At 43.5% G+C, this 21,562-nt stretch carries 18 protein-coding genes and 2 tRNA genes; 13 read left to right on the plus strand and 7 right to left on the minus strand.

Going from position 1 to position 21,562, the window contains the following annotated elements:
* Positions 1-59 precede the first annotated feature (59 nt).
* Genes CLV31_RS15575 through CLV31_RS15585 form a run of 3 tightly spaced genes read left to right on the plus strand, consistent with a single transcriptional unit; the run spans position 60 to position 2,357 of the window.
* The gene (locus tag CLV31_RS15575) at positions 60-605 is read left to right on the plus strand and encodes a DUF6134 family protein (protein ID WP_146250909.1); all 546 of its coding nucleotides are present in this window, start codon (positions 60-62) and stop codon (positions 603-605) included.
* Positions 602-1,306: a TIGR04283 family arsenosugar biosynthesis glycosyltransferase gene (locus CLV31_RS15580; RefSeq protein WP_111393839.1), complete on the plus strand. Its 705-nt coding sequence runs from the start codon at positions 602-604 to the stop codon at positions 1,304-1,306. The genes CLV31_RS15575 and CLV31_RS15580 overlap by 4 nt, the downstream gene beginning before the upstream one ends.
* Positions 1,299-2,357, plus strand: a complete 1,059-nt coding sequence (locus tag CLV31_RS15585) for a VOC family protein (RefSeq protein ID WP_111393840.1) — start codon at positions 1,299-1,301, stop codon at positions 2,355-2,357. Before CLV31_RS15580 ends, CLV31_RS15585 begins: the two co-directional genes overlap by 8 nt.
* Here CLV31_RS15585 and gap read toward each other — a convergent pair.
* Positions 2,354-3,349: a type I glyceraldehyde-3-phosphate dehydrogenase gene (gap, locus tag CLV31_RS15590; RefSeq protein ID WP_181452649.1), complete on the minus strand. Its 996-nt coding sequence runs from the start codon at positions 3,347-3,349 to the stop codon at positions 2,354-2,356. The two genes, CLV31_RS15585 and gap, sit on opposite strands and share 4 nt — an antisense overlap.
* Positions 3,350-3,551: 202 nt before the next feature.
* On the opposite strand from gap, the gene CLV31_RS15595 reads away from it, so the two are divergent.
* The 4 genes from CLV31_RS15595 to CLV31_RS15610 all read left to right on the plus strand — a co-directional run bounded on the left by CLV31_RS15595 (position 3,552) and on the right by CLV31_RS15610 (position 8,195).
* Positions 3,552-3,623: transfer RNA gene (locus CLV31_RS15595), tRNA-Glu, on the plus strand.
* 54 nt (positions 3,624-3,677) lie between these two features.
* Positions 3,678-3,749, plus strand: a tRNA-Glu gene (locus tag CLV31_RS15600).
* 181 nt (positions 3,750-3,930) lie between these two features.
* Positions 3,931-7,344: a HEAT repeat domain-containing protein gene (locus CLV31_RS15605; RefSeq protein WP_111393841.1), complete on the plus strand. Its 3,414-nt coding sequence runs from the start codon at positions 3,931-3,933 to the stop codon at positions 7,342-7,344.
* A complete protein-coding gene (locus CLV31_RS15610) occupies positions 7,341-8,195 on the plus strand; it encodes a PIG-L deacetylase family protein (RefSeq protein WP_111393842.1) in 855 nt (284 codons plus the stop codon). Before CLV31_RS15605 ends, CLV31_RS15610 begins: the two co-directional genes overlap by 4 nt.
* A 31-nt stretch (positions 8,196-8,226) precedes the next feature.
* Here CLV31_RS15610 and trpS read toward each other — a convergent pair whose 3' ends face one another.
* Positions 8,227-9,204 (minus strand): tryptophan--tRNA ligase, encoded by a 978-nt coding sequence (trpS, locus tag CLV31_RS15615; protein ID WP_111393843.1) that lies wholly within the window; start codon positions 9,202-9,204, stop codon positions 8,227-8,229.
* A 70-nt stretch (positions 9,205-9,274) separates the two neighbouring features.
* Between trpS and CLV31_RS15620 the strand changes: the two genes are divergently transcribed.
* From CLV31_RS15620 to CLV31_RS15635, 4 genes are read left to right on the plus strand one after another with little or no spacing between them, the layout of a single operon-like run.
* On the plus strand, positions 9,275-10,357 hold the full coding sequence (locus CLV31_RS15620; protein WP_111393844.1) for a DUF1573 domain-containing protein: 1,083 nt from the start codon (positions 9,275-9,277) through the stop codon (positions 10,355-10,357).
* A 42-nt stretch (positions 10,358-10,399) separates the two neighbouring features.
* Positions 10,400-14,131 (plus strand): T9SS type A sorting domain-containing protein, encoded by a 3,732-nt coding sequence (locus CLV31_RS15625; RefSeq protein WP_111393845.1) that lies wholly within the window; start codon positions 10,400-10,402, stop codon positions 14,129-14,131.
* A gap of 9 nt (positions 14,132-14,140) precedes the next feature.
* Positions 14,141-15,022: a hypothetical protein gene (locus CLV31_RS15630; protein WP_111393846.1), complete on the plus strand. Its 882-nt coding sequence runs from the start codon at positions 14,141-14,143 to the stop codon at positions 15,020-15,022.
* A gap of 48 nt (positions 15,023-15,070) precedes the next feature.
* Positions 15,071-15,460 (plus strand): hypothetical protein, encoded by a 390-nt coding sequence (locus tag CLV31_RS15635; RefSeq protein WP_111393847.1) that lies wholly within the window; start codon positions 15,071-15,073, stop codon positions 15,458-15,460.
* Between the two features lie 55 nt (positions 15,461-15,515).
* Here CLV31_RS15635 and CLV31_RS15640 read toward each other — a convergent pair whose 3' ends face one another.
* Complete coding sequence (locus CLV31_RS15640; protein WP_111393848.1) at positions 15,516-16,721, minus strand: acyl-CoA dehydrogenase family protein; 1,206 nt, start codon at positions 16,719-16,721, stop codon at positions 15,516-15,518.
* A 116-nt stretch (positions 16,722-16,837) separates the two neighbouring features.
* Here CLV31_RS15640 and CLV31_RS15645 point away from each other — a divergent pair, with 116 nt between their 5' ends.
* Both CLV31_RS15645 and CLV31_RS15650 read left to right on the plus strand, forming a co-directional pair.
* Positions 16,838-17,809: a tryptophan 2,3-dioxygenase family protein gene (locus CLV31_RS15645; protein WP_111393849.1), complete on the plus strand. Its 972-nt coding sequence runs from the start codon at positions 16,838-16,840 to the stop codon at positions 17,807-17,809.
* Positions 17,810-17,951: 142 nt separating this feature from the next.
* Positions 17,952-18,968 (plus strand): alkaline phosphatase D family protein, encoded by a 1,017-nt coding sequence (locus CLV31_RS15650; protein ID WP_111393850.1) that lies wholly within the window; start codon positions 17,952-17,954, stop codon positions 18,966-18,968.
* Between the two features lie 77 nt (positions 18,969-19,045).
* On the opposite strand, the gene CLV31_RS15655 is transcribed toward CLV31_RS15650, so the two are convergent.
* From CLV31_RS15655 to CLV31_RS15670, 4 genes are read right to left on the minus strand one after another with little or no spacing between them, the layout of a single operon-like run.
* Complete coding sequence (locus tag CLV31_RS15655) at positions 19,046-19,732, minus strand: PepSY domain-containing protein (RefSeq protein ID WP_111393851.1); 687 nt, start codon at positions 19,730-19,732, stop codon at positions 19,046-19,048.
* A gap of 18 nt (positions 19,733-19,750) precedes the next feature.
* Positions 19,751-20,332 carry a DUF2911 domain-containing protein gene (locus CLV31_RS15660; RefSeq protein ID WP_111393852.1) on the minus strand — a complete coding sequence of 194 codons (582 nt, stop codon included), beginning with the start codon at positions 20,330-20,332 and terminating at the stop codon, positions 19,751-19,753.
* Between the two features lie 24 nt (positions 20,333-20,356).
* Positions 20,357-20,803: a CHY zinc finger protein gene (locus tag CLV31_RS15665; RefSeq protein WP_111393853.1), complete on the minus strand. Its 447-nt coding sequence runs from the start codon at positions 20,801-20,803 to the stop codon at positions 20,357-20,359.
* A gap of 54 nt (positions 20,804-20,857) precedes the next feature.
* Positions 20,858-21,433, minus strand: coding sequence for a DUF3347 domain-containing protein (locus CLV31_RS15670; RefSeq protein ID WP_111393854.1), 576 nt, complete (start codon positions 21,431-21,433; stop codon positions 20,858-20,860).
* Between the last annotated feature and the right edge of the window lie 129 nt (positions 21,434-21,562).

Raw genomic sequence — 21,562 nt, forward strand, 5'->3', positions numbered from 1 at the left:
TTCTTGCTCTTATGTTTTTCGTTTTTTGCTTTTCCTTTACCCCGATTTTTTCCCAATCTATGGGGGATCGAGAAAGTTTGAGATATGAAATCGTGGTATTGGGATTAAAAATCGGAGACATGACTGCCGAAAAATATGCAGGTAAATCAGATACGCTTCTTTATGAAGTGAAAAGTCAGGTTAAATTTTGGTTTTTTGGAAATGTGGATTTAAAGTTTTTGACAGTTTCCAAATTTTTGAAAGACAGAATTGTAAAAACTAAATCCGAATCCAAAACGAATCGTGGAGATTATCTGTCCAAAATTGCCTGGAAAGGAGATCATTATCAGGTAAATGCATCCACCTACAAATATAAAAACGATATCCCGATCAAAAATCCGTTAAGCTGGTGCAGCAATAAAATGTTTTTTCAAGAACCCAAAGCTGGAGATGTTTTTCTTTCTGAGGTATATGGGACTGCACAGGAGATCCGTCAAATTGAGGCCGGTGTCTACGAAATTAATGTGGAAGGAAATACTAATCGATATTATTATAAATCCGGTAGGCTTGAAAAAATCGTACTTGAGAACCCAATCAAAAACTATCAAGTAAGACGTGTGCAATGAACGATATTTTACGGTTATCAGTAATAATCCCTGTTTTAAATGAAAGTCAAAACCTCAAGGAGCTTCTCCCCTTGCTTAAAAGACACGGAGGCGATTTTTTAGAGAATTTGATTGTCGTCGACGGAGGAAGTACTGATGGGAGTGTAGAGACAGCAAGTCAACTAGGAGCTCAAGTATTCGAGCTAAAAGAAGGTTCGAGAGCCAAGCAAATGAATCTTGGGGCCTCAAAGGCTACCGGAAATACACTTTTTTTTGTCCATGCAGATACCCGGCCACTTCCTAGCTTTGCTGAAGATATCCAGATTGCTAGGTTAAGAAAATATAAGGCGGGCTGTTACCGCTATCAATTTGAATCCAGTAACCCTTTATTACGCTTGAATGGTTGGGCTACCCGATTTAATGGTCTTTTCTCAGGAGGTGGGGATCAAACGCTGTTTATTTCCAAGAAATTCTTTGACGCTCTTGGTGGCTTTGATTCAAGTTACTGCCTGATGGAAGATTTTGAATTAGTCAGGCGCATTAAAAAGAAAACTTCTTTTTATATCATTCCAAAATCCATACGGGTCTCAGCCCGAAAATATGAACACAACTCCTGGCTTCGTGTTCAGTTGGTTAATCTTTATGTCTTTCTCAAGTTTCATTTAGGTACCTCTCCACAGGAGCTCAAATCTATTTACTTAAAACACCTTCACTATGACTAATTCACACTTCCAACTCAATGGGATTCAACAAATCGGGATCGGAGTCAGTGATTTAGAGATGGCCTGGAAGTGGTATAGAAAAGCCTTTGGGATGGATGTGCCGGTATTTCAGGATAAGGCAGAAGCGGTGTTGATGAAAAAATATACCGGTGACCGAGTTCATTCCCGCCATGCCGTCCTTGCCATGAATATGCAGGGTGGGGGAGGATTTGAAATATGGCAGTTTACCAGCCGAACACCTTCATCACAACCACCTCAAATCCGATTTGGGGATTTGGGAATTTTTGCAGCAAAAATCAGAACAAGGAATATTTCAGAGTCCTTAGCTTGGTTGAAAGCCGAAGGAGCACAAATACTTACTCCACCTAGTTTACAGCCAGACGGCAAAGCCCGTTTTTTTGTAGAAGACCCTTTTCAAAATGTGTTTGAGGTCCGGGAGTGTGATTCTTGGTTTTCAGAGAATAACCATCCTTTAGGAGGTGTTTTGGGGGTATGTATTGGAGTTTCTGATTTGGAAAAGGCCAAAAAACTTTATTCTGAAGTTTTGGGGTTTGATCAGGTCAAATTTGAAGAAGCAAATGAAATTGAGGATTGGTCGGGTAAAAAAATTCCGGTAAAGCGAGTTCTGCTATCCATGAAAGGAAATAACCCGGGAGCTTTTGGGGCATTGCTTTGTCAAGCCCAAATCGAACTGGTCCAAGTCGTGGACCAAACACCCAAAAGACTTTTTGAAAATCGATACTGGGGAGACCTGGGATTTATCCATTGCTGTTTGGATGTCAATGGAATGGATGGATTGAAGGCTATGGCGCAGTCCATAGGTTATCCATTTACTGTAGACAGTCAGGAGAGTTTTGATATGGGAAAAGCTGCTGGAAGGTTTTGTTACCTGGAAGACTCTGATGGGACCTTGATTGAAATGGTTGAAACGCACAAAGTCCCTATTTTGGAAAAATTAAATTGGTTTTTGGATCTAAGAAAAAGGAATCCCAGGAAAAATCTCCCGGGATTTATGGTTAAAATGCTGGCCCTCAACAGGGTCAGGGATTAATTGCCATTGAGTTTTTTTACCAAGTCAACCAATCTATTGGCATAGCCGGATTCGTTGTCATACCATCCAACCACCTTGACAAGGTTTCCTTTGGCCGAGGTCAGTGCCTCGTCAATAATACATGAATGGGGATTGCCGATGATATCCATTGAAACAATCGGATCAGATTCCACTTGCAAAAAGCCCTTCAATTCGTTTTGGCTGGCTTGTTGGTAGGCTATATTGACTTCCTGTGCGGTCACTTCTTGGTTCAATTCTACGATCAAGTCGGTAAGTGATCCATCCGGTACCGGTACTCTCATGGCTGAGGCTTCAATTTTTCCGGCCAATTCGGGTAACACGCTGTCCAGAGCTTTTCCGGCATTTGTGGTGGTAGGGATGATAGAATAGGCTGCTGCTCGAGCCCTTCTTAGGTCTCGATGGGGAGCGTCGTGAAGATTCTGATCATTGGTATACGAATGCACGGTAGAGGCAAACCCTTTGATTACTCCAAAATTATCATCGAGTACCTTTATCATGGGAGCTAGGCAATTGGTCGTACAGGAGGCATTGGAAATGATGCGTTCATGTCCCTTGAGGATTTGGTCATTTACACCTAAGACAATCATAGGAATGTTTGCATCCTGAACAGGGGCAGAAATGATTACTTTTTTCGCTCCGGCATGAAGGTGTTTCATAGCCCCTTCCCGACTGGTAAACCTTCCGGTGCATTCAATCACCACATCGATTTGTAGTTCCTCCCAAGGAAGCTCTTCAGGGTTTGACTTGGAAAAAAGTCTGATTTTTTGATCTTTCACCCAAAGGGTTTCTTGCTGGAGATGGACGGAAGTTTCAAACTTGCCATGAATGGAATCATACTTCAGCAGATGTGCAATGGCTGAATTGTCCGCCAAATCATTGATTGCGGCAAGCTGTAAGTGGGGTTCTTGTAATATCAATTTGGCGGTATACCGGCCAATTCGTCCAAAACCATTGATTGCAATTCGTGTCATGGGGATAGTCGGGTAGTTCGAGTTGGTTTTCGAGACGAAGTTAGCCAATTCGAATTATTCCTTCAGTAGGGAAAATTTTATTCCTTTGATTCAGCTTTTTAACGCTTATTCCAAAGAAATTTTGGAAGGGCTTTTTGCTTTGTAAATTCAACCCTCTATATTTGCACAACCTTTTGAAAAAGCAAGTTTTTCAATAAAAAATGGTCCGTTCGTCTAGGGGTTAGGACGTATCCCTTTCACGGATAAAACACGGGTTCGATTCCCGTACGGACTACTTAACATCTTGTCAATCAGTTAGTTGTTGCAATAACTAACTGATTCCCCTTCCGGTCCGTTCGTCTAGGGGTTAGGACGTATCCCTTTCACGGATAAAACACGGGTTCGATTCCCGTACGGACTACTAGGACTTTAGAGTTATCGATCTCAGAAGTCTTAATTTATTTTTGTTTTATGGTTGTTAGTGGTTAAAGTGAACAAAATCCCAGCTTCTGGCTGGGATTTTTGTTTTTGGGAGTTTTATATCAACGGTATGCAGCCCAAGACCATTTTTTCTAATTTTCTGGGATCAAATTGTTTAAAAAATGCTCAAACCCAATTTCAAACCTATCCTTCTTAGTTCACTTGCTTTTTTCTCCTTGGGAATGTTTTTTTCCTGTAAAAAAGCAGAACCTGTAGATCTTCAGATTATTACCCTTACTCCTGAAGAAATAGCTCCTCAGGCAGAGGCAGCCCGAAATTCCATCAATCCAGTCATGGCCGAAGGGCTCAAAATGGATCTCTGGGCGGTAGATTCTTTAGTCAAAGATCCTATTGCCATCCAGGTCTATGATGACGGATCTATCTACTACACCCGGTCTCCCCGTAGGAGCAACTCCGAATTCGATATTCGTGGTCATCAGTCTTGGGAAATTCGCTCCATTGCGCTTCAGACCATTGAAGACAAGCGGAATTTTCTTCGTACTGAGCTTTCTCCGGAGAGATCATCCGAAAATACTTGGCTAGCTGACCTCAATGGTGATGGTTCCCATGATTGGAGAGATATGACCGTAGAGCGGAATGAAATCTTCAAAATCAAAGACACGGATGGAGACGGATTGGCTGATTGGGCCCAGCGTCAAGTCAACGACTTTTATGATGAAGTGGTCGATGTGGCAGGTGGATTGTTGAAAACCGAAGACGCACTTTATGTTGCTGCAGGTCCTGATATGTGGCGATTGATGGATAAAAACGGAGATGGTATCATGGATGAAAAACAATCCCTGTCCCATGGATATGGAATCCATATTGGCTTTGGTGGGCATGGGATGTCGGGAGTGGAAATGGGCCCAGACGGACGGATCTATTGGGGTATCGGAGATATCGGATTCAATGGAAAAGGAGATGACGGCACCGAATACAAGTACCCCAATCGGGGTGTAATCGCCCGGTCAAATCCGGATGGAAGTGACTTTGAAATTTTTGCCATGGGAGTCAGAAATACCCATGAGTTTGTTTTTGATCAATTCACCAACCTGATTTCTGTGGATAATGACGGAGATCATGCCGGCGAAAAAGAACGATTGGTTTACTTGACCAGGGGTTCTGATTCGGGCTGGAGGATCAATTGGCAGTTTGGAAAGTATCGTGATCCGGACAATAACACGTATAAAGTATGGATGGATGAAAAGCTTTATCTGCCTCGTTGGGAAGGTCAAGCCGCCTATATTACTCCACCGTTGATGAATTATGTCAGTGGCCCGACCGGAATGGTTTTTAACCCCGGTGCAGGACTAGGCCCAAGGTGGAAAGATCACTTTTTTGTGGTGGAGTTTGTTGGAAGTGCAGCAAGCTCAGGAATTCACGCTTTCCAGTTGCAGCCCAAGGGAGCTTCGTTCGAAATGACCAAAACCGAAAAGATTGTTGGAAGCTTTCTGCCTACAGGAATTGATTTTGGACCGGATGGAGCGTTATATGCAGCAGATTGGGTGAATGGATGGGAAGATAAATATTACGGCCGTATCTGGAAATTGACTGATGAAACGGCTGCCGGATGGGCTTTGCAAAAGCAAACTGCCGAGGAAATCAAAGCTGACTACAAAAAACTCACTGAATCTGACCTAAAGTCAAGGCTGTACTTTGAGGATATGCGGATTAGGAGAAAAGCTCAATTTGAATTGGCCAAAAGGGGGCAGAAGGGAGCTTCAGTATTTGAGGAAGTGATTCAGGATCAAAGCAATCCGGTTGCCAGAGTACATGGCATTGTGGGACTGACTCAGCTGGCAAGAATGGAAAAAAGAGCCTATGCCGATGCGATTGTTCCTCTTTTGAAAGATCAAGACCCCGAGATTGTTGCGCAAGCCGCTAAGTGGCTGGGTGATATTCGTTATGAGAAAGCAAATCCGGATTTGATTGCTAATCTCAAGCATTCTAATGCCCGGGTGCAATTTTTCAGTGCTGAAGCCCTGGGTCGATCTAAAGCAAAAGAGGCGATTCAGCCCTTGATCGCTCTTTTGGAGGCAAATAATGATCAAGACGCTTACCTGCGGCATGGAGTGACTTATGCACTTTCCCAGATCGGGCAAGTAGAGCCTTTGGCCGCCTTGTCGAGCCATCCATCAAATGCGGTTCGTTTAGGAGCCGTATTGGCGCTTCGAAGGCTCGAATCCCCGGAACTATCTAAATTTCTTCAAGATTCGGATGAATATATCGTAACTGAGGTTGCCCGAGCTATTCATGATGATTTTTCGGTTGAGGCAGCTTTGCCCGCTTTGGGAGCTCTTTTGGCAACTACTTCCTTTCAGAATGAACCCTTGATCCGTAGGGCCATCAGTGCTAATCAGCGGGTTGGAAAAGATGAAAACCTCAATCATCTTTTGGTCTATTTGGGCAAATCCAATACGCCGGAAATTCTCCGAAAAGAAGCTTTGGGTGCGATTGGGACTTGGGCAAAGCCTTCCCTGGTAGACCGCGTAGATGGTCGATACAGAGGAGAAGTCCAGCGGGATGCGGCTTTGATCAGAGATAAAGTCAAGCTTGTTTTGATCGCAGCAGTATCGGATCGCGGGGAGCAGATTCGAGCGGAAGCGATCAAAGCGATCGGCAAATTGGAGATCCAAGATGCTGCTGATTTGCTGTTGGCCAAATTGAAGTCTGATCCGGCGGATCCGGTCAAAATCCAGGCTCTCAATTCCCTGGTGGCCATGAATTCGGCAAACCTGAGCGAGGCCATTACTCAGGCCATGGGGGACAACAGTCAATCCGTGCGAGTGGCAGGCCTGGGGTTATTGGCCCAAACCAATCTTCCCAAAGACCAAAAAGTGACCCTATTGACTGAGATTATTCAAAAACGAACCGTACCCGAAAAGCAAACTGCCATTACCACCCTGGCGACTTTGGAGGCATCCAAAGATCTTCCTGTTTGGAAAATGGTACTGGGAGAATTTGAAAAAGGAAAACTTCCTGAAGGGACTTGGATCGAATTGGAAGAGGCGATAGAAGCCACGGGTTCTCCTGAATTAAAAGCCGAGTTTGCTGATCTGTTGGCTAAGAAAGCAGGTGGAGAAGAATGGCGAAAATATGCCGGAGCTTTAGCTGATGGAAGTGTGCGAAGAGGAAGGACGATTTTCTTTGAAAACCAAACAGCCCAGTGTATTCGCTGTCACGCCTACGACGACATGGGAGGAAATGCCGGACCGGCACTTGATGGCATCGGAAATACGCTTTCGAAAGAAGAACTTTTGATTGCGTTGGTGGAACCCAGCAAGCGACTTGCTCCGGGATATGGGACGATTTCGATCGAGCTTAACTCGGGTGAAAAGGTCACCGGGACTTTAATGGATGATGGTAAAGAATCGGTTAAGGTAAAAGTGGGAGCAGAAGAGAAAATTTTCCCGAGAAAAGACATTAAAACATCTCAAATCGCTCCTTCCAGTATGCCTCCGATGGGTACACTTCTGACTAAGCGTGAGATACGTGATTTGGTAAGTTATTTATCTGTATTGAGGAGGAGGGAATGAAAAAATTACTGATTGTTTCTTTGGGGATTATAGTGGTGATCCTACTTGCTTTGCCTTGGGTTTTAATCCTAGTAGGTAGAAATAAGTTGCATGATCATGATATTCCCCAAAGGGAACAATTGATTCCCGATTCTCCCGGGCAAAAGGTTTTGGCGATCTTTCCCCATCCGGATGATGAGGTCACAGTGGCCGGAACCCTGATGAAACTCAAAAAACAAGGTCATATGATCTCTCTGGCTTGCCTTACCAGGGGAGAAAAAGGGAAATCTTCTGGGATTCAAGATGAGGTAGAATTGGCTAGGTTGAGAACATCCGAAATGGAGAAGAGTGCGGATTTGATCGGAGTGGATCAATTGATTATTTCAGATTTACCTGACAGTGGAATAGAGGATTTGGGGATGGATAGTCTCAAGAAAGTTGTCTTGGAATTGATCACTGCCCTTGAGCCTGATATTTTAATTTCTTACGATTCCAAAGTTGGTCTTTATGGCCATCCCGATCACCGCCTGACAGGAAAAGCAGTAGAAAAAGTTTTTTTGCACCATAAAGGAAAAGAAGGTTTTCAACCCAGAAGTTTGTACCAAGTTACGCTGCGTAAAAAACAAGTTGATGTAGCCATGAAACTTTCCTCGGGATTTCAGAGAAACTATCCTGAAAATCCTGAAATGGGCTTGCCTGAACCGGATTTTTCAATTCCCACACGACCTTATTTCTCCCAGATCCTTCAAGTCATGCAGGCACATGAAACCCAGCAAAAGGTCTTGGAAGATTTGATGCCCTTTCATGATAAGGTTCCAGCCTGGATTTATTCCAGGGTTTTTGATCGGGAGTATTTCCGTGAAGTGAAATAAAAAATGGTCCGGGAAAACCGCACCATTTTGCTTAGTTGAACCCCAACTTAGACCGTACTTTTTGAAGTAAGGGATAGGCGACTTTTTTTGCTTTTTCTTCCCCTTCCACCAACCTTTTTTCTATTTCTTCCGGATGAGTCATGTAAAAATTGAAGAGCTCTCTTTCTTTGCTGTATTTGGTTAAAATCAGGTCTAGCAATTCTTTTTTGGCGTGGCCATAGCCATAATTTCCCCCAAGATATTTCGCTCTCATTTCTTTTGTTTGGGCTTCAGATGCCAGTAAGCTGTACAGTTTGAAAACCGTGCAAGTATCCGGATCTTTTGGTTCTTCCAAAGGCGTACTATCCGTGATGATCCCATTGACATTCTTTTTCAATTCCTTGTCTGATAGGAAGATATCAATGATGTTTTGATAGGATTTGCTCATTTTTTGTCCATCTGTACCGGGCACAGTCATTACCTCTTCGCTGATTCTTGCTTCAGGAATTGTCAAAATTTCTTCTTCCATCACTCGGTTAAAAGTACTGGCAATATCACGGGTCATTTCCAAATGTTGGAGTTGGTCTTTTCCGACCGGAACCAAATCGGCAGAATACAGCAAAATATCTGAGGCCATCAGGACCGGATAAGTGAACAAGCCTGCATTGACATCTGCCAGACGGGAAGATTTATCCTTGAAGCTGTGTGCATTGGCCAGCATGGGAAATGGGGTGAAGCAATTGAGATACCAAGTCAACTCGGCTACCTCCGGGATTCGAGACTGTCGGTAGAAAACCGTTTTTTGGATATCCAATCCAAACGCCAGCCATGCCGCGGCAACTGCCAAGGTGTTGGCTTTTCTGATTTCTCCGTCTTTTTGAGTGGTCAGGGAGTGAAGGTCTGCGATAAAAATAAAGGACTCCTCCTGACTGTTTTGTTCGATTAATTGGATTGCCGGCACGATAGCGCCCAAAATGTTTCCCAAGTGGGGTCTTCCGGAACTTTGGATTCCTGTTAATACTCTTGCCATTTGCTCAATTTTGGCGCAAATTAACTAAAACAGGGTATAATCGTGGCTAAATTATGTGTTAATTGCAAGTATGAATAAAATGCTTTCTTTCCTTTGTTTTCTTACCGTATCGGGCTATTTCGCTCGGGCTCAGGAGACTCCTGTACCTAAAATTGTTTGGAAAATAAACCGGATTGATATCGGTACTGTATTGGAGGAGCAAGGCATCCAAACTGTGGCTTTTGAATTTACCTATAATCAGGATTCAGTATTTTTTATTCAAGAAATCATCCCCGAATGCGGATGTACTTCCTTTGAGTATACCAAGGATACATTGAAAATGGGAGAAAGTGGCCAAGTAAAGATTTCCTTTGATCCCTCTTCTGCGGCAGGGTTTTTCTCCAAACTGATTGTTGTACGGGGACCAGGTGTTCTTGACTCTTTGTTTTTGGATGGAACAGCAATTCCTTATCCCTCTAACTTGCCCCGAGCCTATCCTGTGAAAATAGGAAACCTTGGTTTTAGGATGAGAAAAGTAAATATGGGAGACGTGTTTGATAATGAGCCCAAAGTCAAATTCATTGAGTTTTTCAATTTTGGGGACGAATTGCTTGAAAAAAGAAAGCTTTCAGTAGATGCGCCTTCTTTTATTCAACTTGAGCAAGTGCAGGAGTTTGTCCGTCCGAATGAGCGGGGGCTTTTGAAGTTAATTTATGACTCCAGACCCAGAAAAGATCTGGGATTTTTTGAGGATAGTGTTACGATCGGATGGGAAGAATCGGCTGCTAAGGCTATCACCCTTGAAGTAATGGCTGACTTGTTTAATTATTTTCCTCCCATACCCAAAGATCAATTGAATGAAGTAGCCCAATTGTATATTCAACAAAAAGAAGTGGATTTGAGAGAAATTAGCGCTAAATCCATAGTAAGAAGGACTGTGACGATTTCAAATCGAGGAAAAAAGCCACTTGAAATCAGAAAGATTCAAGGAAATTGCGAATGCCTGACCATCGAAGCTTCAAAATCAACGTTGGAACCTGGAGAAAGCATGGACCTCCGCTTGGTGTTTGATCCGATTGGCAGAAAAGGAATTGATCAACGAAATATTTATATTTTCACCAATGATCCATTGAATCCAGTTCAGTTGATTGTGATGAAAAGTAGGATTGAGTAACTGAAATAGGTTTTTTAATGAATGGATAAAACGGCTAGTACTATGAAAATCTTTGGTCGACTGATGGTTTTGATGATTTTTGTGTTTTTTTTCTGTCAGATTAATGGGTTTTCACAATCTAGTTTTAGGATTTTCCCTTACCTACAAGTGAATCAGCAAAAGGTCCAAATCCGATGGTTTGGATCTGAAAACCTACCCTCCACTTTGGAAATAAAGGACAATTCCGGGTCGGTTGTATTTTCGGGTGCCATTTCGGCGGTGGAGGTGCCAGAGTTTTATTATACTCAAGCGGAAAAGAACCAGGGTATCTCAGGATTGGCCAACCAAAGTTGGATCGGTGCAGACACCTATTTTAAGTATGAAAAAGTAATTTCTCTCCAAGCCGGCAAATCCTACCAATATACGGTCAACTTGGGCGGACAGAATTTTTCATCAAGTTTCAAAACAGCTCCTAGTCTATCTGATTGGGAATCAGTTCGATTCATCGCGCTTTCGGATTCTGAGACAGAGCCCCGAGGTCGTGTGACCAATCGAGCTTGGTATCCAGGCAACCCCCTGATTCGCCTTTTTCCGGTTCCTTCTGCTTGGAAGTCCGCATTTGGAACTACGGTTGAAGAGGGATTTGAACTTCCCAATTACATGCTTTCAGAGGAAAAGGGATTTGCTGAGAATCTTAAAATCCTGAAGTCCAGAAATCCTGACTTTGTATTGATGCCAGGGGATTTGGTTCAGGGTGGTGCCTATATGCCGGGATGGGATGAATTTTGGAGACATACGTCCGGTCAATTGGATCAAATTTTCGATAGGTTTCCTATTATACCTGCTCTGGGAAACTGGGAGGCCTTTGGTGGAGTAAATGGCAGCTATGGTTTCAATGAGCGGGGAGTATTCAATCCTGTTTTGGGCAGATTGAGATTTCATCGTTTTTTTGAATTTCCGTCAGAAGATCAGGACCAAAAACACCGGCAAAGCTATTATAGGACAGACTACGGTCCGGTGACTATTCTGACTTTAGACTCCTCTAATGGAACTCCCGATCAAAAACGTTCGGATTTCTCTGATTCTCAGAAGGTGAAAAACAAAGAGATGACAGAGATTGGAACAGATACTCAGGAAAATTATACCCAAGCAGAGTATAATTCGGCCGGCGGATCTGATCTATCGGGGTTTGGACCGGGAAGTCCACAATACCAATGGCTTGAGAAAAATCTAGAGCTTGCTCAATCACAAGGAAGACTGGTATTCGTTCAATTCCACCACATTCCCTACAGTTCTGGTGAGCATGGTGTTCCGATCAATCATGAATTGGCTACAGGGCAAGGAGGGGTTCCCATGCGGATTTTGAATCCTTTGTTTGAGAAGTTTGGTGTGATTGCAGTATTTGCCGGTCATGATGAGTTGTTTGAGCGGAGTTTTGTGGATGAGGATGGGGATGGTAAAGGCGTGCATTATTATGATGTTGGGGTGGCAGGAGATGGGATGAGAGGAGTCAAGCGAAATTGGATTTCATCTCCCCTTCAAACCCTGAATTATAACTCTTTTTCCAAATGGACAGCGGATCAAAACTCCATAGAAGTTTGGGATAATTCAGGTTCGAATCCTGTCCTTTTGGATGGAGGAAAGCATTATGGGCACCTTGAAATCAATGTGAAAAAAGTCAAGGATGGAAACAAAACTTTTGCTCAGATTGATTTTGAGCCGGTTTACGCGTTCCCGGTGATGAATTCCCAATATCAGTTACAGCGAGTGGAAAGAAGGGTATACAATGATCCGCTGAGGATCATGGTCGAACTGGCTGATGCGGTTGTAGCCCCTATTTTTAAAAGCGAACTGGCTGTCGAACTTGATCAAACAGGAAAAATTTTGACAAAACTCCAGGATTATCTGCAAAATGAGGTGCAACAAGATTGGAAGGTAGACTATTCTCGAAGCAACGAATACACTTGTGCCGACTTGGATGGAACTGAGAACGAATTGAAAGTAACTGACTCTAAGGGGAATTCCTGGACAAAGGTGGTCATAGTTAGGGTTTTGGATAAAAGGCCTCCAGTTTTTGAGCCCAAAGACGTGGTGTTGACCTTTGATAAGGTATCTGGAAAATTGGAATTGACTCCACAGACTTTTTCAGTTAGCCAGGAATCGATTCTCGATAATTGTCAAGGTTTCGGGGCATTTACCATTGAATTGGATAAAAAGGTGCTGACTTGCGCCGATTTGACAAATCAACCTATAGAGGTGAAAATTTCAGTTACCGATCGGTCAGGAAATGTAAGTACAAAATCCAGCAAGGTCACGCTCAATCCCATTGAGTCCAAGACAATCTCCATTTATCCTTCTGAATCTTTTCAGGGAAGGGTAGGGGAATCTTTGGAGATAAAGTTAGGGGAAGAGTTTCCCTACACTGTTGATTCCTGGATTCGGGATGGACAGCCCATAGCAAACCAAAAAGGGAAATCTATTTTAGTAACCCAATCAGGAACTTATTGGGCTAAAGTTGTCCCCAATGGAGGATGTGAGGTGGAGACGAAAAAAGTAGCGGTTACTTTTTCTGAAAAACCTTTTCCACCTCTAAAATCAAGTATTGAGGTTTCCCTTAATACTTCCGGAAAAGCTACCACTCAGCCTCAGGATCTCTTTTCCTCTTGGCCACCTGCTGATCCCAATTTGGATATCAAATTGAGCCAGTCGGAATTTGCCTGCTCGGACTTGGGAGAAAAGCAAGTGGTCGTGACTATAAAAAATCAGTCAGGACAGACTTGGGAAGAAAAAACCTTTGTTAAAATTCAGGATAATACAGCCCCACTTTTGACCTCTAAAAACCTGGAAGTTAATTATGATATTACTCAAGGTTCCATTTCCCTCAAGCCGGAGGATTTTCTGACTGCTTTCAGTGATAATTGCTCCGTAAAGGAGCTAACCATCTCTAAGACAAGTATTTCCTGTGAGGACTTGGGGAAAGAGTTTTCCATCGCCATCCGGGCTGTGGATGCTTCAGGCAATGTCTCTGAGGCAACTTCCAAGCTTACAGTCAATCGGGTAGAAAATCAAAAGGTGACGATTTCAGGGACAGATCAACTTTGTCAAGGCCAAAAAGGAATATTGACTTTAACTTCTTCCCAAGCATTTGAAGTGGTCAGATGGAGAAGAAATGGGGTAGAAGTATCGGGTCAGACCGGTAAAACACTCGAAGTATCCGAACCCGGAAAATACCATGCGGTTATTCGTTACCCAGGGGCTTGCCTCTCGGAGACAGTAGAGTTTGAAGTCAAAGTCAATCCTCTTCCATCTGGACAAATCGAAGTGGATGGAAATATTCTTCGGGCTCCTGCGGGAGATTTTACCTATCAATGGTTCAGAAATGGAGAAAAAATCAATGGGGCGACCAATCGGGTGTTGACCGTGGACCTGATGGGGGAATATGCCGTCGAAATGACTTCTCAGGCTGGGTGTACCAGTAAGTTAGCACCCGTTACGCTGACTATTTCTGGGCTAGGAAGCAGTTGGGTGAAAAAACCGATAGAACTGAAGATTTTCCCCAATCCGGCCTCTTCCAAAGTTTATATCGAACTTCCCGGTGATACGGATATTGATGTTTCGGCAATTCAGATTTATAATATGGAAGGAAAAAAAGTCTCTGAGTTGGTGTCAAAGGTTAAAGTTTCCGAACGCCAAGCCGAGTTGTCTATATCTTCCCTAGCTTCGGGCGCCTATTTAGTTTGGATTATTGGAGACTCTCAAAATTCCTATTTAGGAAAATTTGTCATTGTGAAATAAATTTTATCCATGAAGATTACCCCATTTTATTTATCTCTGATTCTGATTGGTGCCTTGTTCTCTTTTGAGCCAACCTTCGGGCAAACTATTCCCTTTTCTACCGGCCGAATCATCATCAGTGCAGACGGTAATGAACATGATGAGGACGATTGGGCAGCAACCCCACTTTCCTTGGCATTGCTTTCGTCCTATGGATTGCAGGATAAAGTAGCGGTGTATGTATTTAGTGATCACACGTGGGGCTCAAACAAAGAGAAACCGGGAGCTGATGCTCAAATGAGAGAAAGTGCCTTCATTGGAGCAAAGCAGTTTGGCTTCAAGAAGACCAAATTTATTGAAGGGGTAGCAGCGCCAAATTATGCCATCATCGAATTGACCCTTCAGATCAATCAAAGTTCTGCCAAAAATCCCTTGACTATCATAGCGGCAGGTCCCATGGAAATTATCGGGACGGCTTTGAATGAAGCTAAGGCGGATAAATTGCAATTTGTAAGACTAATCTCGCATTCAACCTGGAATGACGAGCATGCCGACAAGCCTTACGAATGGGAAACCCATCAGGGCTGGACATGGGAAAAAATCAGAGAAAATTTTGAATCCAAAGGACTCAAGATGGACCATATCCTGGATCAAAACGGGGGCACAGATTATGAAGGACTTAAAGCGGATAAATCCAAATATGACTGGATCAAAACTTCGCCTAGAAAAGATGCCAAACCTTTCCAAAAAGGATCTTGGGATTGGCTTTACAGTAGACTGGAAGCGGCCCAAAAAGGGGAGGAGTTTGACCCGTCGGATGCAGGAATGATCATTTACCTACTTACAGGAAAGCAAAAAACGAGTCCTGAGGATGTCAGAGAAATTTTAGAAAACCCCGGGAAGTTCAAATAGCCCCCCAATTTTATGTAGCGGGTTACAGGGTGGTTTCGTTACCCAGTTATGAGAAACTTAATTTCTGCAAATCTGGTGTTTCTTCTTGTGGTTTTGGCATTAGTAAGTTGCCAGAACGAAAGTGAACCCTCATGCCTCGAAGTAGAGATTCTAGGTCCCGAGCAATGTACCTTGGGAACCATCGTCTCGGTGAAAAGCAAGAAGATGATTGGAAATACCATTCGCTATTTTGACGGGAATACTTATTCCAATGTAATTAGAATTTATTCCGAAGTTACAATTTCAAGCTCTGGCAAGGCTTTTATCCAACTCAGAGAATTTGATCCAACGAGGGATGAACAGCTAGCTAATCAGTATGCCACGATTTGCCAGGCAATTTTTGCCCCTTTTCCGGTCCCAACCAAAGTGGCCACTTTTTGGAGTGAAAGTCCCTGCTGAACTCGGAAGCTCAAGTCAAAAAAAATCCCGGCCTAAACCGGGATTAACTTTTTATTTATTTGAACGCTTGGATGCCAGTGATCTCATTACCCAAAATCAACAGGTGAATGTCGTGAGTACCTTCGTAGGTGATCACAGACTCCAAGTTCATCATGTGTCTCATAATAGGATACTCGCCGGTGATACCCATTCCTCCGTGAATTTGTCTGGCTTCTCGGGCGATATTCAGCGCCATTTCCACATTGTTGCGCTTGGCCATGGAGATGTGCACTGTTTTGGCTTTTCCCTCGTTCATCATTTTACCGACTTTCCAAGCCAAAAGCTGGGCTTTGGTGATTTCGGTGAGCATTTCTGCTAGTTTCTTTTGCGTCAGCTGAAAGCCACCAATTGGTTTTCCAAACTGGATACGCTCAGCGGCATAGCGACGTGCCGATTCGTAGCAATCCATAGCCGCACCGATTGCTCCCCAAGCAATGCCGAATCTTGCTGAATCCAGACACATCATCGGAGCACCCAAACCGGTTTTGCCCGGAAGTAGGTTTTCTTTCGGCACTTTCACATTGTCAAAAACCAGCTCGCCGGTACAAGAGGCCCTAAGCGACCATTTGTTGTGTGTTTCAGGAGTAGAGAAGCCTTCCATTCCCCGCTCCACGATCAGTCCCTGAATTCTTCCTTCTTCATTTTTTGCCCACACGACAGCGATATCGGCTTTGGGAGAATTGGAAATCCACATTTTGGCTCCATTGAGCAAGTAGTGATCGCCCATATCCTTAAAATTGGTCACCATCCCGCTGGGATTGGAACCGTGGTCTGGCTCGGTCAACCCGAAGCAACCGAGCAATTCACCGGAGGCAAGTCTGGGAAGGTACTTTAGGCGCTGCTCTTCGGTTCCAAACTTGTAAATAGGATACATCACCAAGGATCCCTGTACAGAAGCCGTAGATCTCATTCCTGAATCTCCCCGCTCAATCTCCTGCATGATCAATCCATAAGAGATGTAATCCAATCCCCCACAACCGTATTCTACCGGAAGCTGAGGACCAAAAGCACCCACTTCCCCGAATTTCTTGACTATTTCATAAGGGAAATGCGCCTTTTGAGCCCAGTCCTCGATGTAGGGAGAGATTTCTTTTTTTACAAAATCCCGGATTGAAGATCGGATCAGTTTCTGCTCCTCGGTAAGCAAATCGTCCAAGTCTAGAAAATCCACTCCTTCAAAAAGATCCTGTTTTAGGGATTTCTGAATTTCAACAGCCTCCATGATATATTTGGTTTATTTTTGGGAATCAGTCATTTTTGCCGCGAAGAAAAGCCGACAGCCGCCCGAAATTAAGGAGAAAGGCGCTGAAAAAACTACCTTTTTGACTAAAAATTCCCATGCACGAATCCCAATTTGATCCAAAGATATTAGACAAAATCCATCAGCTTCAGGAAAAATTTAAAGCTTCTGGTCAGGATATGCTTTCTTACCTGGAAGGCCTGCTGTATGCGGACTACCTTACATATTGGGAATACATCAACCTGGATACGCTGCTGTCTTTACAGCAGCCCAAAACCAGTTTCAAGGATGAAAAGATTTTTATCATCTACCATCAGATCACGGAGTTGTATTTCAAACTGATTATCTCTGAGATGGAACAGATCGCTGATCAGAACCCCGTTTCAGAGGATTTTTTCCGTGCACGGTTGGAGCGGATTCTGATGTACTTTGATCATTTGATCAGTTCTTTTGCCATGATGTGGAAAGGAATGGAAAAAGAGCAGTTTCTTAAATTTAGAATGTCTCTTCTTCCATCCTCTGGGTTTCAAAGTGCTCAGTTTAGAGAGATTGAATTGATGGCTACTGATGCATTTCACCTGATTACACTGAGCAAAAGAGCTGAATTCGATTACCACAGTCCTGCTGATGATCTTTTCGCTCATTTGTATTGGCAACAGGGGGCCATCGAGCTTGCCACAGGTCAAAAAACCTTGACACTGAAAAATTTCGAAGCCAAATACGGAAAAAGACTCATCGAATTGATCGAAGATTACCGCCGTAAAAATCTTTGGCAGAAGTACATGGAGTTGGAAAACCCTTCCGGGGAAATGACGGAGTTGATGCGCTTATTTGATTTGAAAGCCAATGTGTTTTGGCCATTGGCGCATTATAAATCTGCTGTCCGTTATCTTCAGAGAGATCCGGTGGATATTGCTGCTACAGGGGGCACGAATTGGCAAAAATACCTTCCTCCCCGTTTTCAGAAAGTGATCTTTTTCCCCGAACTCTGGACGGAAAAAGAGATGGAGGAATGGGGCAAAGGCTGGGTGGTCAAGGAAATTTTTGGTGATGAAATTCAAAAAGGGTAAGTTCTGGCAAAAGAGTTGACTTTTTGGTTTTGATTTTAATCCCCGCTCTATTTCCTTTCCAATATGAAGAAATTGATAAGTTTGATCAGTGGGTGTTTTCAATTTGTCTTGCTTTTGCATTTTTGTTGCAAAAAAATCGAACATGAAATTTCAAACCATTTTCAGTTTTTCATTCCTATCGCTAGTCCTTTTGGCTTCTTGCAAAAAAGAAGAAGTAACAATTGATTCTGACTCCATTCAAGTCATTGCCTTTGGTTCCTGCAACAGACAAGATTTGCCTCAGCCGCTTTGGGATCCGATTGTTTCCGAGAACCCAGACTTATGGATCTGGATGGGAGACAATATTTATGGGGATTCTCCTGTCATGGATACCTTGAGCGCTAAATATGCCCGCCAAAATGCCAATCCAGGATACCAAAAACTTAAAGCTTCTACTCCAATTATTGGGATTTGGGATGACCATGATTATGGAATCAATGACGGAGGTAAAAATTATGCCCAGAAAAAAGCTTCCAGAGACCTCATGTTTGACTTTTTAGGCGTTCCCGATAGCGCACAAGAGAGAGCAAGAGAAGGCGCTTACTCTTCCCATATATTTGGGAGCGGGGAGAATTTGGTCAAAGTGATTTTGTTAGATGCCCGGTACTTTAGGGATACTTTGATTCGGGCCGATCGCGTTTATCTGCCTAATGAAACCGGTGTAATTTTAGGAGAAACTCAATGGACCTGGCTCGAAAATGAATTACGTTCAAGTTCGGCAAAGGTAAATTTGATTATATCCGGTATTCAAATGCTCCCTACTGAACATCCTCATGAAAAGTGGGCAAATTTTCCAAAAGAGCGGGAAAAACTACTGAATGTGATTGCGATCTCGGGTGCCAAAACTCCGATTCTTCTTAGCGGGGATCGACATATAGCCGAAATAATGAAACTCGAGGACGAAAGATTTCCCAATGGACTTTATGAAATCACCTCCAGTGGATTGACTCATACTTGGAAAACGATCCAAGAAGAGCCTAACCGATTCAGAATTAATGAGTTGATTGCTAAACTTAATTACGGAGTAGCAAAGTTTGACTGGAAAAATAGCCGGGTTACCTTTCAAATTAAAGGAGAGAATGGAGTTTTGTATGCAGGTCAATCCATTGAAATACAATGATTTAAAGTATTCCACAAGATACTAAGTGAGATCAGATCTAAGCAGCTTCCACATTGGGGAGCTGCTTAGATCTGAAATTATTTTTTGGACTTTTTCGTAGTCATAAAAAACAGCGTAAAACCAGAAACGATCGTAGCCAAGCCAAAGAGCGAAAAAGCTCTCAGCAGCAGATTGTTGAAATTGTCCCGGCCGGCATAGTCCATGGTGTGAAACATCCAGAGAAAGTCAAACCAGCGCCAGTTGCGATGGCGAACACGCTCGAAATTCCCGCTTTTCGCATCGATGTAGGCGGTCAGTTTTTCGGGATGGTCAAAGTGAATGGCCCAAGCAGGTAGGGGACGTCCACGATATTCATGGTGCGAACCTGTTTCGGTCAAGTATTCCGCTGACTCGATCCCAAAATCTCCTTTGATATAGATCATGGCAATTTGCTTAGCTTCTTCCTCGGTGATTTCTCCCCGGGCTTCGCCGGTTTGGGCATGGAATAGTTTCTCCTGATTGATCCAATAATAGGGCTGATGGTTGACGAATCGAAGTTCCAGGTTGGCCACTTCCAAGGTCGAATCCAAGCTGGATGGATCCACCAGATTGTTGGCAGTCAAGTGCATCATGTGATCCTGATGAAAATGATCTCCGTGAATCTCATCGATATCGGTCCAAGAAAAGTAAAGGCCCGAAACCGTCCAAAACAGAAACTGGATTCCTATAAATACACCCAGAAACCGATGGATTCTCCGGGTGTAATATTGATTGTTTTTTCTCATAAGGCTGGGTGGGGGGACTTAGAGGTTCTTCACTTCAAATTTGATCTTGGTTTTATCCCAAGCTATAGAGATTAGGGCAGTTCCTTTTGAGGTTTCTTCAACCGTGTAGGTAAGTGATTCGACCGTTTCTTGCAAGGCTTCTGGAGTCAGGGATATCCGGACCAAATCTTTACCCGCATCATAGTCATCTGCCAAATGCATATCCCAAACTTGGTTGATAATCAAGGTCCATTCCGTTTCTCCGGGGATGGTAAACAGCCCATATTTCCCGGCAGGGATTTCTTTTTCACCGATTTTCACGGCCTTGTCAAACTGAATGGAGGTAGCCTTGTGTGCGCCAGTAACCCATACTTCTCCAAAAGCAACCAAGCCTCCAAATATTTGCCTTCCTCTTACGCTGGGAGAGGAGTAATCAATATGAATGTGGTTCCCATCCACTAGGGCCATGGCAGAAGTTCGGGGGCTTTTTGACGCTGCGGGTGAAGTTTCGGCAGGCTGATGTTGACTGTGGTCTTCGGTAGTTGAGGTTTGATTTTCGGATTTCCCCGTACAGCTGGAGATGAAAATGGGGATCAAAAGGGTGTAGATAAACTTTTTCATTTCTGGGTGATATAAGGTTTTGGGTTATTTCGGGAATTCTTTTTTTTCCTCCGTCTCAAAATACAGATGATAGTGCTTACTGCAACCGGGGTTAAAACCTGATTTGCAATGCGGACAGGTATTGTTGGAGGCCATGTAATCTTTGATGCTCAGTTCGTTGCCGCATACCCCACACAGTATGGCTTTTTGATCGAATTCGGCTTTAGGCCAAACCTGATGCTTATGGTCTGCTTCTTCCTCATGACAGGAAAAACAGGGATAATACTTGTCGCAACACTTGAATTTGATGGCAATGATATCCAATTCGGAATGCCAATGCACGCAGCGGGTTTGGTTGTCCACCGGCTTTCCAAACACATTGATTCCACGGATTTGGGATACTTTGAGCGGTTCCAATACTTTTTCTTGGGAAAATGAATTCGTGGAGAAAAGCAGAAGAAGGCTAAGGGTGAATAGAAAGTATTTTCTCATTTGGTGTATAAATCAAAAGGCGAGTACAAGTTAGTACCCGCCTTTGAAATGAAATCAGTTCAATGCCAAAGTTTCTTCCACTCGACCACAAGTCAACATGGAGCTGCCAAACAGCGGGTTTTTGATTTCCTCGTTGGCGCTCAGCCACATCCCACCGGTGTTTCCTTTGTACATCGGGCAATATTGATGGTAAAGCGTGCGGTCAGTTCCTGCAATTTTCAGCATGTCTTTCATTACTACACTCAAGGCCTGGAAACTTTCCCGCTGGGCTGCGATGTCAGCTGTGGCAAGTTTTTCGGCAAAATCTGTGGCTTCCACTTGCAGTCTTTCCAATTCCTCTGGATCATTGGCTTGGGAACCGGCAATATCATAAGTCTTCAGGGCTGACACCAAGTCAGCACTTTTTGCAGCTGCCGTGGCAGCATCATCTGCGACCAAGGCATCTTTCACAGCCAAATAAGCATCGATAATTCCGCTGGTAGATTTGGAGCTATTTACCGAAACCGAACTGGCAGATGAGGCATCACCAGATGCGTGAGTTTCGGTTTGAGTTTCTGAGTTGGTTGATTTTTCTCCGCAGGAGAAAAGGGCGAGAGAAATGAGAGAAGCAAATAAAAGGGTCTTTTTCATGAGTTTATAGATATTGTTTTTTGAATTTTCTTTTTCAACCTGTGAGTGGGGACCTGCCTTCTGGACAGGCAGGCACTCACAGGGGCGACATTTTTAAATTCAGATCTGCCACGTTTTTGAAAATCTGAC

Source organism: Algoriphagus aquaeductus (assembly GCF_003253485.1).
Classification (GTDB): domain Bacteria; phylum Bacteroidota; class Bacteroidia; order Cytophagales; family Cyclobacteriaceae; genus Algoriphagus; species Algoriphagus aquaeductus.

What these genes read in the sequence shown, in the direction of transcription:
- CLV31_RS15655 (WP_111393851.1), bottom strand. Translation starts at nt 19,732, where the DNA reads ATGAGAAAAAACAATCAATATTACACCCGGAGAATCCATCGGTTTCTG.
- CLV31_RS15580 (WP_111393839.1), top strand. Translation starts at nt 602, where the DNA reads ATGAACGATATTTTACGGTTATCAGTAATAATCCCTGTTTTAAATGAA.
- CLV31_RS15585 (WP_111393840.1), top strand. Translation starts at nt 1,299, where the DNA reads ATGACTAATTCACACTTCCAACTCAATGGGATTCAACAAATCGGGATC.
- CLV31_RS15625 (WP_111393845.1), top strand. Translation starts at nt 10,400, where the DNA reads ATGAAAATCTTTGGTCGACTGATGGTTTTGATGATTTTTGTGTTTTTT.
- CLV31_RS15640 (WP_111393848.1), bottom strand. Translation starts at nt 16,721, where the DNA reads ATGGAGGCTGTTGAAATTCAGAAATCCCTAAAACAGGATCTTTTTGAA.
- CLV31_RS15665 (WP_111393853.1), bottom strand. Translation starts at nt 20,803, where the DNA reads ATGAGAAAATACTTTCTATTCACCCTTAGCCTTCTTCTGCTTTTCTCC.
- CLV31_RS15610 (WP_111393842.1), top strand. Translation starts at nt 7,341, where the DNA reads ATGAAAAAATTACTGATTGTTTCTTTGGGGATTATAGTGGTGATCCTA.
- CLV31_RS15620 (WP_111393844.1), top strand. Translation starts at nt 9,275, where the DNA reads ATGAATAAAATGCTTTCTTTCCTTTGTTTTCTTACCGTATCGGGCTAT.
- CLV31_RS15670 (WP_111393854.1), bottom strand. Translation starts at nt 21,433, where the DNA reads ATGAAAAAGACCCTTTTATTTGCTTCTCTCATTTCTCTCGCCCTTTTC.
- CLV31_RS15630 (WP_111393846.1), top strand. Translation starts at nt 14,141, where the DNA reads ATGAAGATTACCCCATTTTATTTATCTCTGATTCTGATTGGTGCCTTG.
- CLV31_RS15635 (WP_111393847.1), top strand. Translation starts at nt 15,071, where the DNA reads ATGAGAAACTTAATTTCTGCAAATCTGGTGTTTCTTCTTGTGGTTTTG.
- CLV31_RS15650 (WP_111393850.1), top strand. Translation starts at nt 17,952, where the DNA reads ATGAAATTTCAAACCATTTTCAGTTTTTCATTCCTATCGCTAGTCCTT.
- CLV31_RS15605 (WP_111393841.1), top strand. Translation starts at nt 3,931, where the DNA reads ATGCTCAAACCCAATTTCAAACCTATCCTTCTTAGTTCACTTGCTTTT.
- CLV31_RS15645 (WP_111393849.1), top strand. Translation starts at nt 16,838, where the DNA reads ATGCACGAATCCCAATTTGATCCAAAGATATTAGACAAAATCCATCAG.
- gap (WP_181452649.1), bottom strand. Translation starts at nt 3,349, where the DNA reads ATGACACGAATTGCAATCAATGGTTTTGGACGAATTGGCCGGTATACC.
- trpS (WP_111393843.1), bottom strand. Translation starts at nt 9,204, where the DNA reads ATGGCAAGAGTATTAACAGGAATCCAAAGTTCCGGAAGACCCCACTTG.
- CLV31_RS15660 (WP_111393852.1), bottom strand. Translation starts at nt 20,332, where the DNA reads ATGAAAAAGTTTATCTACACCCTTTTGATCCCCATTTTCATCTCCAGC.
- CLV31_RS15575 (WP_146250909.1), top strand. Translation starts at nt 60, where the DNA reads ATGGGGGATCGAGAAAGTTTGAGATATGAAATCGTGGTATTGGGATTA.